At 73.5% G+C, this 16,407-nt stretch carries 13 protein-coding genes; 7 read left to right on the top strand and 6 right to left on the bottom strand.

Features of this window, described 5'->3' with window-relative positions; genetic code table 11:
* Positions 1–12: 12 nt before the first annotated feature.
* The 3 genes from EV383_RS04125 (at position 13) to EV383_RS04115 (ending at position 4,567) form a co-directional block, all read left to right on the top strand.
* Positions 13–1,413, top strand: a complete 1,401-nt coding sequence (locus EV383_RS04125; RefSeq protein ID WP_130288682.1) for a class II fumarate hydratase — start codon at positions 13–15, stop codon at positions 1,411–1,413.
* Between the two features lie 150 nt (positions 1,414–1,563).
* Positions 1,564–2,886, top strand: a complete 1,323-nt coding sequence (locus EV383_RS04120) for an EAL domain-containing protein (protein ID WP_130288681.1) — start codon at positions 1,564–1,566, stop codon at positions 2,884–2,886.
* 124 nt (positions 2,887–3,010) lie between these two features.
* A complete protein-coding gene (locus tag EV383_RS04115) occupies positions 3,011–4,567 on the top strand; it encodes an ATP-dependent DNA ligase (protein ID WP_130288680.1) in 1,557 nt (518 codons plus the stop codon).
* Between the two features lie 26 nt (positions 4,568–4,593).
* Here the strand turns inward: EV383_RS04115 and EV383_RS04110 are convergent, their stop codons facing one another.
* Positions 4,594–5,334, bottom strand: coding sequence for a GntR family transcriptional regulator (locus EV383_RS04110; RefSeq protein WP_130288679.1), 741 nt, complete (start codon positions 5,332–5,334; stop codon positions 4,594–4,596).
* 154 nt (positions 5,335–5,488) lie between these two features.
* On the opposite strand from EV383_RS04110, the gene EV383_RS04105 reads away from it, so the two are divergent.
* Positions 5,489–6,943, top strand: a complete 1,455-nt coding sequence (locus tag EV383_RS04105; protein WP_130288678.1) for a GuaB1 family IMP dehydrogenase-related protein — start codon at positions 5,489–5,491, stop codon at positions 6,941–6,943.
* 214 nt (positions 6,944–7,157) lie between these two features.
* On the opposite strand, the gene EV383_RS04100 is transcribed toward EV383_RS04105, so the two are convergent.
* On the bottom strand, positions 7,158–8,423 hold the full coding sequence (locus EV383_RS04100; RefSeq protein WP_242623407.1) for an RNA 5'-3' helicase PhoH2: 1,266 nt from the start codon (positions 8,421–8,423) through the stop codon (positions 7,158–7,160).
* Positions 8,424–8,905: 482 nt separating this feature from the next.
* Entirely contained in the window at positions 8,906–10,159 is a 1,254-nt protein-coding gene (locus EV383_RS04095) for a DUF885 domain-containing protein (protein ID WP_130288676.1), read from the bottom strand.
* Positions 10,160–10,509: 350 nt separating this feature from the next.
* Here EV383_RS04095 and EV383_RS04090 point away from each other — a divergent pair, with 350 nt between their 5' ends.
* Complete coding sequence (locus tag EV383_RS04090; protein ID WP_130288675.1) at positions 10,510–10,899, top strand: hypothetical protein; 390 nt, start codon at positions 10,510–10,512, stop codon at positions 10,897–10,899.
* Positions 10,900–11,558: 659 nt separating this feature from the next.
* Entirely contained in the window at positions 11,559–11,939 is a 381-nt protein-coding gene (locus tag EV383_RS04085) for a hypothetical protein (protein ID WP_130288674.1), read from the top strand.
* A gap of 126 nt (positions 11,940–12,065) precedes the next feature.
* Here the strand turns inward: EV383_RS04085 and EV383_RS04080 are convergent, their stop codons facing one another.
* Positions 12,066–12,833: an isoprenyl transferase gene (locus EV383_RS04080; protein ID WP_130288673.1), complete on the bottom strand. Its 768-nt coding sequence runs from the start codon at positions 12,831–12,833 to the stop codon at positions 12,066–12,068.
* 135 nt (positions 12,834–12,968) lie between these two features.
* On the opposite strand from EV383_RS04080, the gene trhA reads away from it, so the two are divergent.
* A complete protein-coding gene (gene trhA / locus EV383_RS04075; protein WP_423213628.1) occupies positions 12,969–13,637 on the top strand; it encodes a PAQR family membrane homeostasis protein TrhA in 669 nt (222 codons plus the stop codon).
* 19 nt (positions 13,638–13,656) lie between these two features.
* Here trhA and EV383_RS04070 read toward each other — a convergent pair whose 3' ends face one another.
* Positions 13,657–14,262: a hypothetical protein gene (locus EV383_RS04070; RefSeq protein WP_130293830.1), complete on the bottom strand. Its 606-nt coding sequence runs from the start codon at positions 14,260–14,262 to the stop codon at positions 13,657–13,659.
* A gap of 116 nt (positions 14,263–14,378) precedes the next feature.
* The gene (locus EV383_RS04065; protein ID WP_130288672.1) at positions 14,379–16,385 is read right to left on the bottom strand and encodes a thioredoxin domain-containing protein; all 2,007 of its coding nucleotides are present in this window, start codon (positions 16,383–16,385) and stop codon (positions 14,379–14,381) included.
* Positions 16,386–16,407: the final 22 nt, after the last annotated feature.

Raw genomic sequence — 16,407 nt, 5'->3', positions numbered from 1 at the left:
AGACTCGGCGCCATGAGCGACGAGTACCGCATCGAGCACGACACCATGGGCGAGGTCCGGGTCCCGAAGGACGCACTGTGGCGGGCCCAGACCCAGCGCGCGGTGGAGAACTTCCCGATCTCCGGACGGGGCCTGGAGCGCGCCCAGATCCGCGCGCTCGGCCTGGTCAAGGGCGCGGCGGCGCGGGTGAACAAGGACCTGGGCGTCCTCGACGCCGACAAGGCCGACGCGATCGCCACCGCCGCGGACAAGGTGGCCGAGGGCGGCTACGACGACCAGTTCCCGGTGGACGTGTTCCAGACCGGCTCCGGGACGTCGTCGAACATGAACGCCAACGAGGTGATCGCGAGCCTGGCCGGGCGGGCCGGCGTCGAGGTGCACCCGAACGACCACGTGAACGCGTCGCAGTCGTCGAACGACGTGTTTCCGACGACGATCCACGTGGCCGCAACCGAGGCACTGTCCACCGAGGTGGTCCCGGCGCTGGAGCACCTGGCCGCGTCGCTGCGCCGCCGCGCCGAGGACTGGGCCGAGGTCGTCAAGGCCGGGCGCACGCACCTGATGGACGCGGTGCCGATCACGCTGGGCCAGGAGGCCGGGGCGTGGGCGAGCCAGGCCGAGTACGGCGCGGCCCGGGTCCGGGACGCGCTGCCCCGTCTGGCCGTGCTGCCGATCGGCGGCACCGCCGTCGGGACCGGGCTGAACGCGCCCGACGGCTTCGGCGCCGGCGTCGTGGAGAAGCTGCGCGCCGCGACCGGGCTGGACGTCCTCAGCGAGGCGACCGACCACATCGAGGCCCAGGGCTCGCGGGACGGGCTGGTGGAGGCCTCGGGCGCGCTGCGCACCGTCGCGGTGTCGCTCTACAAGATCGCCAACGACCTGCGCTGGCTGTCCTCGGGCCCGCGCACCGGTCTGGCCGAGATCCACCTGCCGGACCTGCAGCCGGGCAGCTCGATCATGCCCGGCAAGGTCAACCCGGTGATCTGCGAGGCGGCGATGATGGTCGCGGCGCAGGTCATGGGCAACGACGCGACCGTCGGTTTCGGCGGCAGCCAGGGCAACCTGCAGCTCAACGTGATGATGCCGGTGATGGCGCGCAACGTGCTGGAGTCGGCGCGGCTGCTGGCCAACGCCTCGCGCCTGCTCGCGGACAAGGTGATCGACGGGATCGAGGCCGACGTGGAGCGCACGCGGGAGTACGCGGAGTCCTCGCCGTCGATCGTCACCCCGCTCAACGGGTTCATCGGCTACGAGGAGGCCGCCTCGATCGCGAAGCAGTCGCTCAAGGAGCGCCGCACGATCCGCGACGTCGTCATCGAACGCGGGCACGTGGAGTCGGGGAAGCTCACCGAGGCCCAGCTCGACGCGGCCCTGGACGTACTGGCGATGGCGCACGGGCAGAAGAAGGTCTGAGAAAGGCCGGTCACCCGCCGCACCGGAACGGGTGCGGCGGGTACGTCCATCCGCCGTTCATCGTCGGTTACCCGTTCGGACGATCTCCTCGTGACACAGTGTCGATCATTTGGTCCGCTGCTCCACGAATGCGCCGAGGGTGATCGTCCGATGAACGACGACAGGTTCACGTTCGAGCCGGTGTACGACCTGCACACCGCGCGCGTGTCCGGGTTCTCGATCGCCCCGGCCCGCCCGCAGGACGCGATCGGAGCCCGCGCACGCGGCACCGGCTGGAGCGCCCGCCAGATCGCCGAGGTCGACGCCGGGACCGCGGTCTCCGCCGTCGCGCTCGCCCGACGGCTCGACCCGGGCGCCGCCGTGCAGGTGCCGGTGGCCGCGGACACCGTGGTGCTGGCCCGGGACCGGCTGCGCGCGATGCTGACGGTCGGCGGGACCGCGCCGATGCTGGAGATCGGCCCGGCGCTGGCCGCGGCGCCGGTCGACGAGCTGGTACCCGCCCTCGCCGAGCTGCGCGGGTGGGGCTTCCGGATCGCGCTGGACGGGATCGGCCGTGGCTTCGGGCTGGACCTGCTGCTCGTCGCGCGTCCGGACGTCGCCGTGCTGGAGGAGCACCTGAGCGCACCCGGGTCCGCCGCCGTGGTCCGCGCGGTGTGCGGGGTGGCCGCGGCCAGCGGGGTGCGGGTCGCCGCGACCGGCGTCGCGGACGCCGACGCGCTCGGCGCACTGCACGCCTGCGGCGCACGGCTGGCCCGGGGACCGCTGCTGGGCACACCGCGGGCGCGCCCGGTGGTCGAGGGGTCGACGCCGCCGGAGCTGTTGTCGCTGCTCACCGCCACCGCGCCGCACCGCAGCCCCTCCGCCGCGCCCTCCCCGGGGCCGGCGCCCTCGCCGCGGCCGACGCCCTCCCCCGCTCCGCGGATCGGCGCGGTGCCGGTCCCGGTGCGCGCCCTCGCGTCCGCCGCGCTGACGCTGCCCGACGACGCCGTCGCCGACGTCGCCCGGACCGCGCTGGCCGACCGCCCGGACGCCGGGGGAGTGGTGCTGCTCGACCCGCGCCGACGGCCGACCGGCTACCTGGAGCGCAGCCGGTTCCTGCTGGCGATGGCCGGGCCGTTCGGGCACGCCCTGTGGGCCGCGAAGCCGGCGATCACCATGGCCGACCCGCCGCGTGTGGCCGACGAGCGGATGCCGCTGCCGGCGGCGATGGAGGTGAGCCTGGCCGGTGACCGCTCCCGCGGCTACGACGACCTGGTGCTGGTCGGGCCGGGCGGCGCGTGCACCGGGGTGGTCCCGGTGTCCGAGCTGTGGCGGCGCTCGATGCGACGCACCGACGTCGTCCCGCCCCCGGGGAACACCGGACCGCCGAACGCCGGGACGGGTGGTGGCCCCCGCGTCGCCCCGCACCCGGTCGCCGGATCGCTGCGCCGTCACCCGGGTGACGGGCCCCTGCGCGAGGCCCGCAGCGCCTGACCCCCGGCGCCCGACCCACGAAACCCGCCCCCTCCCGCGTCCGCTAGCCCGATGCCCGGCGCCCGACCTGCGGCGGGGCCCGCTCGGCGGGCGAAATGTCGGTGCCCGCTGCTTCACTGCTCCCATGCTGTTCTCCGACGTCGTCGCGACCTCCGCCGCCGTGGGCGCCACCCGCTCGCGCAAGGAGAAGTCGGCCGCTCTCGCGGCGGTGCTGGGCCGGGCCGCCCCGGAGGAGGTCGAGCCGGTCACCGCATGGCTGGCCGGGGACCTGCGCCAGGGCCGGATCGGCACCGGCTGGCGGACCCTGTCCGGTCTCGACGCCGAGGTCGCGGCCGAGCCGTCGCTGACCGTCGGGAGGGTGGACGCGACCCTCGACGACCTCGCCGCCACCTCCGGCACCGGGTCGGCCGCTCGGCGGCGCGACCTGCTGGCCGGGCTCTACGGCACCGCGACCGCCGACGAGCAGCGCTTCCTGCACCGGCTGCTGACCGGCGAGCTGCGCCAGGGCGCGCTGGAGGGCCTGATGGTGGAGGCGATCGCGGCCGCCGCCGAGGTCCCGACGGCGACGGTGCGGCGGGCGTTCATGCTCTCCGGGCGGCTGCCGGGCACCGCCGTCACCGCGCTGACCGGCGGCGCCGAGGCCCTGGAGGTCGTCGCGCTGGAGGTCGGACGCCCGATCCGGCCGATGCTGGCGAGCCCCGGCGACTCCCTCGACGCCGCGCTGGCCGGCCTCGGGCCCGAGGTCACGGTGGAGCACAAGCTCGACGGCGCACGGATCCAGGTACACCGCCGCGGCGACGAGGTCCGGGTCTGGACCCGCACGCTGCGCGAGATCACCGACGGCGTCCCGGAGCTGATCGCGCAGGTCCGGGCACTGCCGTGCGAGACGGTGGTGCTCGACGGGGAGACCCTGGCCCTGGACGACGACGGCCGCCCGCGCCCGTTCCAGGACACGATGAGCCGGTTCGGGTCCGACGGGCCGGACGGTCAGGGCTCCGAGGCGATGCTGAGCCCGTTCTTCTTCGACCTGCTCCACCTCGACGGCACCGACCTCGTCGACGCCCCGCTGGAGCAGCGTCTCGACGCTCTGGCCGGGCTGCTCGCCGGGGACGCCCAGGCGCCGCTGCGGATGCCCGGCGCGCGGCGACCGTCGGCGGAGGAGGCGGCCGACGTGCTGGAGACGGCGCTGGAGTCCGGGCACGAGGGCATCGTGGTGAAGGCGCTCGACGCCCCGTACGCGGCCGGGCGGCGCGGGAAGGCCTGGCAGAAGGTGAAGCCGGTGCACACCCTCGACCTGGTCGTCCTCGGCGCGGAGTGGGGCTACGGGCGGCGCACCGGCAGCCTGTCCAACATCCACCTCGGCGCCCGGGACCCCGACGGCGGCGACCCGGTGATGGTCGGTAAGACGTTCAAGGGCATGACCGACGAGCTGCTGGCCTGGCAGACCGCGACGTTCCCGGAGTACGCGCGGGAGGACGGTGACGGGGACGGCGGCGGGCACGGCGTGGTGCTGCTGCGCCCGGAGCTGGTGGTCGAGATCGCCCTGGACGGCGCACAGCGCAGCACCCGCTACCCCGGCGGCGTCGCGCTGCGGTTCGCCCGCGTGCTGCGCTACCGCCCGGACAAGACCCCGGCCGAGGCCGACGACCTGGAGGAGGTGCGCCGGCTGCTGAGCACCTGAGCGGCTGCTGAGCACCTGAGCGCGCGTCAACCGGCCGGGCGGAGCGTCCCGGCGCGCGGCACGTCGGAGCGGATCCGGAGCACGGCGCCGTCGAGCACCCGGCCCGACGGGTCGAAGGTGGTCTGCTCGACCCCGACGAGGTCCGAGCCGGGCGCGACGCCGAGGAGCTCCGCGACGGCCGGGTCGGCCGGGATCCGGCCGCCCCAGGTGTCGGTGCGCCCGCGACGCAGACCGGCATCGTCGAGCAGGGTCTCCCAGGACCCGCGCATCGGGATCCCGATCAGGTCACCGGCCTCCGGGTGCACGACGTAGTGCGTCTCGACCGCGGACGGGACACCGTGGTGCAGCACGAGGAACTCGATCCGCAGGCACGGGCTGCCCGGCCCGACGTCGAGCCATGCGGCGAGCGGGGCCGGCGCGGCGAGACCGGACCGGTCCAGCACCCGGGAGCCGACCGGCTCGACCGACGGATCGACGGCCCGCAACACGGGCGGGGCGGGTGGCGTGGGCACGAACCCGGCCACCTCGTAGGTCGCCTGCTCGTACCTCGACGACGTGCCGCGGACCACTCCCTCGGCCGCGAGGAGGCCGAGTGCCTCTCGGACCGTGGACCGGCTGGCGCCGAAGCCGACCATCAGCTCGCCCTCGCCCGGCACCCGGCCGTCCGGGAAACGCCCACCGGAGATCGCCGCACGCAGCAGGTCCCGCAACCGTCGGACGTCCTGCGCGTGCGTGACCGAGGACGATCTCGGCGACGGCACCGGCATGTCCACGACGGTAGGCCGCGCCGGTTGCCCGGCCGTTCCTCCCAGGTGTCCAGCAGATGACGCCGGACCGGGACGGTGGTCACACGGACCGGGACGGGTTGCGACCGTCACGACGGTGCACGGGAGCCGTCGTGGCGCGTAGAGTCCGCTCACCGTGCGCTTCCTCCACCACGACGCCGGTTCCGGCGACGCCCCGGCCGCGGATCTCACCTACGACGACGTGTTCCTCGTCCCGCGGCGCTCGTCGATCACCTCGCGCTTCGACGTCGACCTGACCACGGCCGACGGCACCGGCGCGACGGTCCCGGTGGTCGCGGCGAACATGACCGCGGTGGCCGGACGGCGGATGGCCGAGACCCTCGCCCGCCGCGGCGCGCTGACCGTACTGCCGCAGGACGTCGCGACCGACGCCGTCGCCGAGATCATCTCCTGGATCAAGTCCCGCGACCCGGTCTGGGACACCCCGCTCGTGCTGCGCACCGGCGACGCGGTGGCCGACGCGCTGAACCTGCTGCCCAAACGGGCGCACGGCGCGGTCGTGGTCACCGACGAGGGCGGACGTCCGGTCGGCACCGTCGACGAGGCCGCCTGCGCCGGGGTCGACCGGTTCACCCGCCTGTCCGAGGTGCTCGACCCGTCGCCGCTGACGCTGCCCGTCGGGACCCCGCCGCGCGAGGTGTTCGAGGCCCTCGACGGCCGTCGCGCCGCGCTGGGTCTCGACGACGAGGGCCGCCTCGCCGGGATCCTCACCGGCATCGGCGCGATCCGGGCCGGGATCTACTCCCCCGCCCTGGACGCGTCCGGGCGCCTGCGCACCGCGGCCGCCCTGGGGATCAACGGCGACGTCGCGGTGAAGGCGAAGGCGCTGCTCGACGCCGGCGTCGACGTGCTGGTCGTGGACACCGCGCACGGCCACCAGGACAAGATGCTCGACGCGCTGGCCGCGGTGCGCCGGGTCGTCGACGAGTCCGGGGCGGGCGTGCCGATCGCCGCCGGCAACGTCGTCACCGCCGAGGGTGTCGCCGACCTGGCCGCGGCCGGGGCGGACATCGTCAAGGTCGGCGTCGGGCCGGGCGCGATGTGCACCACCCGGATGATGACCGGCGTCGGGCGCCCCCAGTTCTCCGCGGTCGCCGAGTGCGCCGCGGCCGGCCGGGAGCACGGCGCCGCGATCTGGGCCGACGGCGGCGTGCGGCACCCGCGCGACGTCGCCCTGGCGCTGGCCGCGGGCGCGTCGTCGGTGATGATCGGGTCCTGGCTGGCCGGGACCTACGAGTCCCCCGGCGACCTGCTGCGCGACGAGCACGGCCGCGCCTACAAGGAGTCGTTCGGGATGGCGTCGAAGCGGGCGGTGGGTGCGCGCACCCGCGGCGACAACGCGTTCGACCGCGCCCGCAAGGCACTGTTCGAAGAGGGCATCTCCAGCTCCCGCCAGCGCCTGGACCCGGACCGCCCGGGTGTGGAGGACCTGCTCGACGAGATCTGCTCCGGTGTCCGCTCGGCCTGCACCTACGCCGGCGCTCGAACGCTCGACGAGCTGCACGAGCGCGCCGTCCTGGGCACCCAGACCACCGCCGGCTTCACCGAGGGCACCCCGCACGGCGGCTGATCCCGCCCCGGACGTGTCCCGGAGGGTCCCCTCGCTCCCCCGGCGGCCCCGGGGGTTCCCCTCGGGACGGGGCAGCTCCCCGGGCGGTCCCGGGGGTTCCCCTCGGGACGGGGGCGGGCAGGGCCCTGGTCCCCGACGGCACCCTCGCGACCCGGGGAAGCAGGTCGACGAGGGTGCCGCCCGGGCATTCAGGGCGGGGTGTCTCCGAGCACGGTCAGGAGTTCGGGCCCTCCAGCATCTCGGTCACCAGCGCGGCGATCGGGCTGCGCTCGCTGCGGGTCAGCGTGACGTGGGCGAACAGCGGGTGACCCTTGAGCTTCTCGATCACCGCCGCGATGCCGTCGTGCCGGCCGACCCGCAGGTTGTCCCGCTGCGCGACATCGTGGGTGAGCACCACCCGCGACGCGGCACCGAGCCGGGAGAGCACCGTGAGCAGCACGTTGCGCTCCAGCGACTGCGCCTCGTCGACGATGACGAACGTGTCGTGCAGCGACCGGCCGCGGATGTGGGTGAGCGGCAGGACCTCGAGCAGGCCGCGCGCGACGATCTCGTCGATCACGTCCTGGCTGACCACCGCGCCGAGGGTGTCGAACACCGCCTGCGCCCAGGGCCCCATCTTCTCGCTCTCGCTGCCCGGCAGATAGCCGAGGTCCTGGCCACCGACCGCGTAGAGCGGGCGGAACACCACGATCCGGCGGTGCTGCTGGCGTTCGAGCACCGCCTCCAGCCCGGCGCACAGCGCGAGCGCCGACTTGCCGGTACCGGCGCGGCCACCCATCGAGACGATGCCGACCTCGTTGTCGAGCAGCAGGTCCAGCGCCACCCGTTGCTCCGCAGAGCGGCCGTGCAGGCCGAACGCCTCCCGGTCGCCGCGGACGAGCTTGACCCGCTTGTCCGCGGTCACCCGCCCCAGCGCCGACGACGCCCCCACCAGCCGCAGGCCGGTGTTGCAGGGCAGGTCACGGGCGGCGTCGTGGTCGATCACGCCGTCCCGGAACAGGGTGTCCACGTCGTCGGGGGTGACCTCGATGTCGGCCATGCCGGTCCAGCCCGAGGACAGGACGTCCTGGCCGTGGTACTCGTCGGCGTCCAGACCCACGGCCGCGGCCTTGACCCGCAGCGGCATGTCCTTGGTGACGAGCACGACCTCGCCGTGGACGGTCGGGTCGGCCCGAAGGTTGAGCGCGCAGGCCAGGATCCGGCTGTCGTTGGAGTCGGTCCGGAAACCGGCCGGGAGCACCATCGGGTCCGAGTGGTTGAGCTCGACGTGCAGGGACCCGCCGGACTCGCCGATCGGGATCGGCGCGTCCAGGCGTCCGTACTTCACGCGCAGCTCGTCGAGCTGGCGCAACGCGGTGCGGGCGAACCAGCCGAGTTCGGGGTGGTGGCGCTTGGCCTCCAGCTCGGAGATCACGACCAGGGGAAGGACGACCTGGTGCTCGTCGAACCGCAGCAACGACCACGGGTCGGACAACAGCACCGACGTGTCGAGGACGTAACAGCGGGCGGGGGTGCCTGACGGTGCGTCTGCGCTCGAGGAGGATCCGGTCGGGGCCGGGGACTCCGGGGTGAGGGCGGGACGACGATCGGTCACGGGTGCTCCCTCGCGGACGCGGCACCGCGTCCACTTCTGCGCTGGGCCGGCCGGCCCTGATGCGGGACGCGTCGGCTCGTCGAAGGACCGTCAAGGTCCTCCGGCCGGCACGCCCGCGAGGGCCGGGTGCCGGCCCTCTCGGGTGCGTGTGACACCACGTTCAGGGCCTCCCGGGCGGAACGCATCGGGTACGTACCGCCGACCCGGACGCTACTAGTGGTCACCCTGGTGCGGTCAACAGCAACTTGCTGTGACGAGTGGAAGGTGAACCGCAATGGCACAGTGGTCACCGACCGTTCATCGTCCGTGAAGCACCGTCCGACGTCTCGATCATGTAGAGAGCCACGTCCGGTCGGCGACCATCCGGCCTAGCCGGTCGGACCACCTGCAGCACTGCCGGGAACCGTTGCTGCACAGCCCCGGCCCCCGCCGTGGGCGAGGTCGCGCTGCAGGTCGGCGGGGGTGACCGGCTCGTCGAGCAGGCTCCGCAGGTTCGCGACCGGGTCGGTCCCCGGCCGGGCGAGCCAGGCCGCGACCAGGGGACGCCCCTCGGCGTACGTGGTGGCGTAGGACCGCCACTGCGGGTGGTCGAGGAACGACAGCATCCGCCGCGCCCGGCCGTCGTCGACGACCAGCCATCGGGACAGGTACGCGGCGACCTCGTCCGGTCCGGCCCCGTCGCGGTGGCGCATCAGCGCGGCGTCCTGGCGGACCCGGCCGAGCATCGTCAGCGCCGACTCGACCTCCTCGGCGAGCGCCCCGTCGACGTGCAGACCGACGCCGTCGAGCACCCGCTGCGCGACCGCGCCCCAGCCCGGCCCCGGCAGCACGTCCAGCGCGGCGTCGGCCATCCCCTCGGCGAGCAGCCCCTGCGGGCTGTGCACCAGGCGCAGGCGCAGCTCGGGACGGTCGTCGGCGGCGGCGACGGAGCGGCAGTTCTGGGTGTGGTGCCCGGGGTAGGCCTCGTGCACGACCAGCGGGAGCAGCTGCCCGCGGCGCAGGCGCGAGCTCCCGCTCACCGCGATCCGGCTGCGGTACCCGCCGAGGTGGCGGGTGAACGCGGTCCAGGGACGGTCCGGGACGACGTCGAGCTCCACGCTCTCCCCTTGCGGCAGCGCGATCACCCGGCCGGTCCGCAGGCGCATCTCCGCGGTCATCGCCGCCACGGCCGCGTCCAGGCGCTCCGGCGGGATCCGGTCGCGGTCGCGATGGTCGGCCATCCGGACGTCCAGGGCGCCGGGGCCCGGCAGCAGATCGTCCAGACGTCGGTGGGCCTCCCGGTAGACGTCCGGGTCCCCGGCCCGGGGTGGCACCCCGTAGCTGGCGAGGACCTCCTCGTCGAACGGGACCCGCTCCCCGGTGACGATCCGCAGCCGGCACTCCAGCGCGTTCAGCTGGGCGGCGACGAAGCGCTCGCGTCGGGGAGGAAGGCCCGCGTCGGGAAGCTCCCGGGACAGACGCCGGGCCTGCCGCAGGAGGACGGCGGGGTCCGGTCCCGGCTCGTCCGCGACGTGGCGGCGCAGGGCCGTGTCGGCCACCGGGCCGTCGAGGACCCCCGGGACGAGCCGGTCCAGCCGCAGCGCCAGCAACGTGACGTCACGGAGCAACAGCGGACGGGCCACGAAGGGACTCTACGACCCTCCGCGCGGCCGCACCCGGGAGCGAGCCGGCCGGGCCGTGCGGGCCCCACGACCGGCACCCGCCCGCGGTACGCGTCCGTTCGGGCGATTGTGACCACGGAACGTCACGACGACATCGCCGTCGCTCCCCGACGGAACGGACACCGAATTCCCCGAAGTGGGGAGTATCCACACCCAAAGTAATGGTGTCGCCCAATGGTGTTGTGGAATTTGGACGCCTTGGATCCACGGGATAGATTGTGCTCAGTCGGTGCGGGCTCCCCCTCTCTGACAACGCACCGACAGGTACGAGACCGGCTTCGGACGGTCTCAAGACTCAACTGGAGTAAACTGTGCTGAAGAAGGCTGGAATCGTCGTGGCGGCGTCTGCCGCATCCCTGCTCGCGATCAGCCCGCTGGCCTTCGCCGGCGACGGTGGCCACGACGGCCACGGTGACAAGGGGGGCCACCACGGCGCCGCCAACGTCATCGACAAGGACTCGAAGGGCCTCGTCTCCGGCCTGAACGGGAACAACGTCAACGTGCCGATCCAGGCCTGCAACAACAACATCCCGGTCAACGTCCTGGGTGTGCAGGTTCCGGTCGAGGACGCGTCCGCGCTCAACGGCGTCACCGGCGCCCTGGGCATCCTGGGCGAGGCCAAGGCCAAGAGCGGCGACTCGACCACCGACCAGTCGGACAACTGCGGCCAGGACTCGGGTGCCGGCGACAGCATCGGCTGAGTTCGAAACCCGTAGGGTTTTCTGAAAAAGCCCCGGAGCATTGCTCCGGGGCTTTTTCGTGCGCTCATGAGGGCGCCTTTCGTCACCATTCCGTGGTCCCCCGCCGGGGTGGTCCCCAGGCCACAGAGACACGATCCGCGGTCCAGGGTCGGAATCGATCGCTCGACCAGGTGTGACGACGACCGCCGTCGGGCGCCGGCCACGTTTGCCGACCACACTGCGTGATGATCGACGCGTGCGACCGGCCCGAGGCGTGCGACCGGCCCGGGGCGTGCGACCGGCCCGGGGCGTGCGACCGGCCGGCGGCGTGTGACCACCCCGCAGTGCGTGACCGCCCCGCGCCGCGGCGTGCTCGTTCGTCCCAGCGGTACGGGGACCACTCGGGGGTGCGGACAGGACTGTTCGGTCCTCCGTCCGATGAGCCGAGACGGCTAACCGCCACGGGGTCACGCCGCACTCCCATGCGCGCCGACGCATTTCCCCAGGTACACGAATCGACCACCGAACACAGAAAAAAATACGGAGGGTCAGTTTGTGTAGCGGATGGTTCACCGGTTAGGTTGAACGCAGTCGGTGCGGGCTCCCCAGTTCGAGCACCGACAGGTACTGAGAGTGTGGTCGCACCCGACCTGCTCTCCATACTCAAACAGGAGACCACTGTGCTGAAGAAGGCTGGAATCGTCGTTGCCGCGGGCGCCGCGACCCTGCTCGCGGTGAGCCCGCTGGCGTTCGCCGGCGACTCGGGCGAGCACGGCGAGGGCGGCAGCCACCACCACGGCGCCTCGAACATCGCGGAGAAGAACAGCAAGGGCTTCGTGAACATCTCGGGCAACAACCTGGATGTCTCCCCGCAGCTCTGCGGCAACGTGGCCAGCGGCAACAACCTGATCCAGGGCGTCCTGGGCCTGGCCGCCAAGGACCAGCTGATCAAGTCCGGCGTCGAGAACAACCAGGACCTGAGCAACAACTGCTCCAACTCGTCGCAGGCCGGCGACAACGTCTCGCAGAGCGAGGGCGGCTCGGACTGGGGCTCGAAGTAGTCCTCGGCTCAGCACACACGGAACAGGCCCCGGGATACGTCCCGGGGCCTGTTCTCGTCCAGAAGAAGAATTGCTCGGAAACGTATATAACGAGCGACTCGGCCGAAGGTTACGGTCGACTTCGGATCAGTTTCCGAAACGTCGGTGGCGGGCCGCGAAGTTGCGCAACGCACGCAGGAAGTCGACCCGTCGGAACTCCGGCCAGTAGGCCTCGCAGAACCAGAACTCCGAGTGCGCCGACTGCCAGAGCAGGAACCCGGACAGGCGCTGCTCGCCACTGGTCCGGATGACGAGGTCCGGGTCCGGCTGGCCGGACGTGTAGAGGTGCTCCGCGATGTGGTCCACGTCGAGGGTCTCGGCGAGCTCCTCGATCGTCCGCCCGGCCTCGACCGCGGTCAGCAGCATCTTGCGCACCGCGTCCGCGATCTCCTGCCGGCCGCCGTAGCCGACCGCCACGTTGAGCTGGAGCCCGCGACGGTCCGACGTCCGCGTCACGGCCGCTGCCAACCGCTCGGCCAGCTCCGCCGGGAGCAGCTCCATCGCCCCGACCACCCGGAGCCGCCACGGGGTCTCCGGGCCGGACAGGTCGTCGACGACGCCCCCGATGATCTCCAGCAACGGCTCGAGCTCACGGGGTGAGCGCGTCAGGTTGTCCGTCGAGAGCAGGAAGATCGTCACGATCTCCACCCCGGCCTCGGAACACCAGCCGAGCAGGTCGGCGATCTTGGCGGCGCCGGCGCGGTGGCCGTCGTTGACGTCCACCAGCCCGGCGTCGCGCGCCCAGCGCCGGTTCCCGTCGAGGATCAGCGCGACGTGCCGCGGGCTCTCCGCGCCGTGGAGCTGACGCAGGATCCTGCGCTCGTACACCGAATAGAGCAGGTCACGAACGGCCACGCACCCGACCCTAGTCTTCGGCCGTCCACCGGTCGGGTGGACCGTCGTGCCGATGCGTCACCGGCGGCACCCCGGGGTGTGGCGTACGCCCGGACCGGCCCACCACCGCAGGTCACTGACGTACCGTCGGCAATCGTGACCACGACGGCCGTCGCAGCGCCCCCGAAGCCCCGCATGCGGGGATGGCTGCACCTGTGGAGCCTCGTCGCATCCGTCTTCGCGTGCGCGACCCTGGTCAGTGTCGCCGGCGCGCTGGTCGGCACGTCGGCGGCGCTGGCCACCGCGGTCTACAGCCTCACCACGTTCGGCCTGTTCGGCGTCAGCGCGCTCTACCACCGCCGGACGTGGGTCCAGGTGCGCCACCGCACCGTGATGAAGCGCCTCGACCACTCGATGATCTTCCTGTTCATCGCGGGCACCTACACGCCGGTCTCGGTGCTCGCGCTCGCGCCGGAGACCGCCACCTGGGTCCTGATCGTGGTCTGGGCCGGTGCGCTGGGCGGGGTAGCCCTCAAGCTCGCCTGGCCGCACGGCCCGGCCTGGGTCGGTGTCCCGATCTACATCGCGCTCGGCTGGGTGGCCGTGTTCGTCCTGCCCGACCTGATGCGCAACGGGGGCGTCGCCGCGCTGGTCCTGCTGCTCGCCGGCGGCGTGCTCTACACCGTCGGCGGCGTCATGTACGCCCTCAAGCGCCCGAACCCGTGGCCCGCCACGTTCGGGTACCACGAGTTCTTCCACGCCGCGACGGTGCTGGCCTGGCTCTGCCACCACGTCGCGGTGTGGCTGGTCCTGTTCGCGGCATAGCCGGACACCGGCCGGGGCCTCAGCCCTCCTTGCCGCCCTCGGATCCGTCCGGCCCGTTGGCCCGCAGGTCGTCCACCCGCGCCATCGCCGTGCGCAGCTCGGCCAGCCAGTCGTCGGCGTGCTGCCCGACCAGGCGCACCGCCCAGCTCAGGGCGTCCGACCGCGACCGCGCCACCCCCGCGTCGACGAGCGTGTCCAGCACGATCCGCTCCGGCTGGCGCAGGCGTGTCATCACCGGCACCGACGCCGTGGTGAACAGCTCGCTCGTCCCACCGATCCGTGCACCCCAGGCGACCTTGCGCCTGTAGCGGCCCTCGGCCTGCTGGGCGATCTCGATCCGCGCGTCGCGGGTGTCCTCCCGGTACCGGGAGATCCGCCCGGCCTCAGCCGCCGCGGCGTCGGTCCGGCCCGCGTCGGTGTCCGGGTACTGCGTCTCCAGCGGGGGCAGCTCGCCGACGACGACGATCTCGTCCCGGTCCGCGGTCACCTCCGGCGCCCCGGTGAACCAGTCCCCCGGCAGGCGGCCCGCGAACCAGGCCGCCACGTCGTCGGTCGGGGGCAGGTCGGCCTGCTGCCAGCCTCCCCGTCCCGACCCGCGTCCCGATCCCGGCCAACCCCGGTGCATCCGTCCCGTCATCGGTCTCTCCCGTCGCCCATCGCATCTCCTGCAGTGATTACATAATTACACTCTTCCGGTGCGACGGGTGTTCGCCCACGGAGGACGCGGGCGGGCGGGGCGGTTCAGGCGGGACGCAAGAGGGCGGCGAGCTCGTCCGGGTCGGTCACCGGGCGGTCGCAGACGAACCCCCGGCACACGTAGGCGGCGGGGACACCGTCGACCAGCCCCCGCCCGTCGAGCAGCGGGACCCCGGCCGTCCCCGGCTCCCCGCCCACGACGACGGTGCCGCCGGGCGCGTCCCGACGCGCGCGGTCGAGCAGCGCCGCCGAGTCCCCGACGACGGCGACCTGCAGCGGTCCCGCCTCCATCGCCTCGGCCGCGGTGAGCCAGTGCCCGGTGAACCGCGCCGCTCGCGGCAACACCGCACCGATCGTGCTGAGCGCGGTCTCGGCGGCGTCGCGGTAGTCCGACGAGCGCTCCGGAGTGGTCAGCACCGACGCCGTCAGCAGCGCGTTGACCAGTGACGACGCGCCGGCCGGGGTCGCGTTGTCGGTGATCTCCCGCGGGCGGTGCAGGAGCTCCTCGGCGTCGTCGGCGGTGTCGAGGTAGACACCCGGCCGCTCCGGGTCGGCGAAATGCTCCAGCGTGGTGGCGAGCAGGTCCTCGGCGGCGGACAGGCGCGCCGGGTCCCCCGTCGCCTGGTGCAGCGCCAGCAGGGCCTCGACGAGCAGGGCGTGGTCGTCGAGCACGCCGGCGGCGGCACCCACCACCCCGTCGCGCGACGAGCGCCGCAACCGGCCGTCGACGACGTGGCTCGAGAGCAGCAGGTCGGCGGTGCGCCCCGCCTCGTGCACCCAGTCCGGGCGTCCGAGGGCGCCGCCGGCCTCGGCCAGGGCGAGCACGGCCATCGCGTTCCAGGCGGTGACGACCTTGTCGTCACGGGCGGGCTGCGGGCGGGTGTCGCGGGCGGCGAGCAGCGCGGCGCGGATCCGCTCCCAGCGCGGCGGGTCGTCCGGGTCACGCAGCAGCTGCAGGGTGGAGCTGCCGTGCTCGAACGTGCCCGCGGCGGTGACGCCGAGCAGGTCCGCGGCCCAGGCGCCGTCGTCGTCGCCGAGGACCTCGCGCAGCTGGTCCGGCGTCCAGGCGTAGGTCAGGCCCTCGACGCCGTCGGTGTCGGCGTCGAGCGCGGAGGCGAACCCGCCCTCGGGCGTGCGCAGGTCGCGCATCAGGAACTCCGCCGTCGCGACGGTGACCCGGTGCGCCAGCGGCGAGCCGGTGCGACGGGCGAGGTGGGCGTAGGCGCGCAGCAGCTGGGCGTTGTCGTAGAGCATCTTCTCGAAGTGCGGCACCACCCAGCCGGCGTCGACGCTGTAGCGCGCGAACCCGCCGGCGAGCTGGTCGTACATCCCGCCGCGGGCCATCGCCTCGCAGGTCCGCGACGCCAGGTCGAGGGCGGGCCCGAACCCGGTGCGCTCGTGGTGGCGCAGCAGGAACTCCAGCACCATCGACGGCGGGAACTTCGGCGCGCCCCCGAACCCGGCGTTCTCCGGGTCGAACTCGCCGGCCAGGATCTGCACCGCGGCGTCGAGCCGCTCGTCCCCGATCGTCGCCGGCTCCGGCGACGCGGCGGCCTGCGCGGCCAGCTTCTCGGCGATGTCGCCCGCGGCGGAGCGGATGCGGTCGCCGTCCTGCGTCCATGCCGTCGTGACGGCGTCGAGCACCTGCCGGAACGAGGGCATCCCGTGCCGGGGCTGCAGCGGGTAGTAGGTCCCGCACTGGAACGGCTCTCCGTCCGGGGTGAGGAAGCACGTCATCGGCCAGCCGCCCTGGCCGGTCATCGCCTGCGTCGCCGCCATGTAGACGGCGTCGATGTCCGGGCGCTCCTCGCGGTCGACCTTGATCGCCACGTACTCGCGGTTGACCTGCTCGGCCGTCGCCGGGTCCTCGAACGACTCGTGCGCCATCACGTGGCACCAGTGACAGGCCGCGTAGCCGACCGAGAGCAGGACCGGGACGCCGCGTTCACGGGCGGCGGCGAACGCCTCGGGCGACCACTCCCACCAGTCGACGGGGTTGTCGGCGTGCTGGAGCAGGTACGGGCTGGTGGCCGAGGCGAGCCGGTTGGACATGCCGGTCACCCTCCCAGAGGGC

Origin of the sequence: Pseudonocardia sediminis (genome assembly GCF_004217185.1) — a bacterium.
GTDB classification, from domain to species: Bacteria; Actinomycetota; Actinomycetes; order Mycobacteriales; family Pseudonocardiaceae; genus Pseudonocardia; species Pseudonocardia sediminis.
Note: the sequence above shows the minus strand (reverse complement) of the source record. Positions and strands in the feature narration are given on the sequence as shown.

Coding starts and splice junctions, on each gene's coding strand:
- EV383_RS04125 (WP_130288682.1), top strand. CDS start 13: ATGAGCGACGAGTACCGCATCGAGCACGACACCATGGGCGAGGTCCGG.
- EV383_RS04120 (WP_130288681.1), top strand. CDS start 1,564: ATGAACGACGACAGGTTCACGTTCGAGCCGGTGTACGACCTGCACACC.
- EV383_RS04115 (WP_130288680.1), top strand. CDS start 3,011: ATGCTGTTCTCCGACGTCGTCGCGACCTCCGCCGCCGTGGGCGCCACC.
- EV383_RS04110 (WP_130288679.1), bottom strand. CDS start 5,334: ATGCCGGTGCCGTCGCCGAGATCGTCCTCGGTCACGCACGCGCAGGAC.
- EV383_RS04070 (WP_130293830.1), bottom strand. CDS start 14,262: ATGCACCGGGGTTGGCCGGGATCGGGACGCGGGTCGGGACGGGGAGGC.
- EV383_RS04065 (WP_130288672.1), bottom strand. CDS start 16,385: ATGTCCAACCGGCTCGCCTCGGCCACCAGCCCGTACCTGCTCCAGCAC.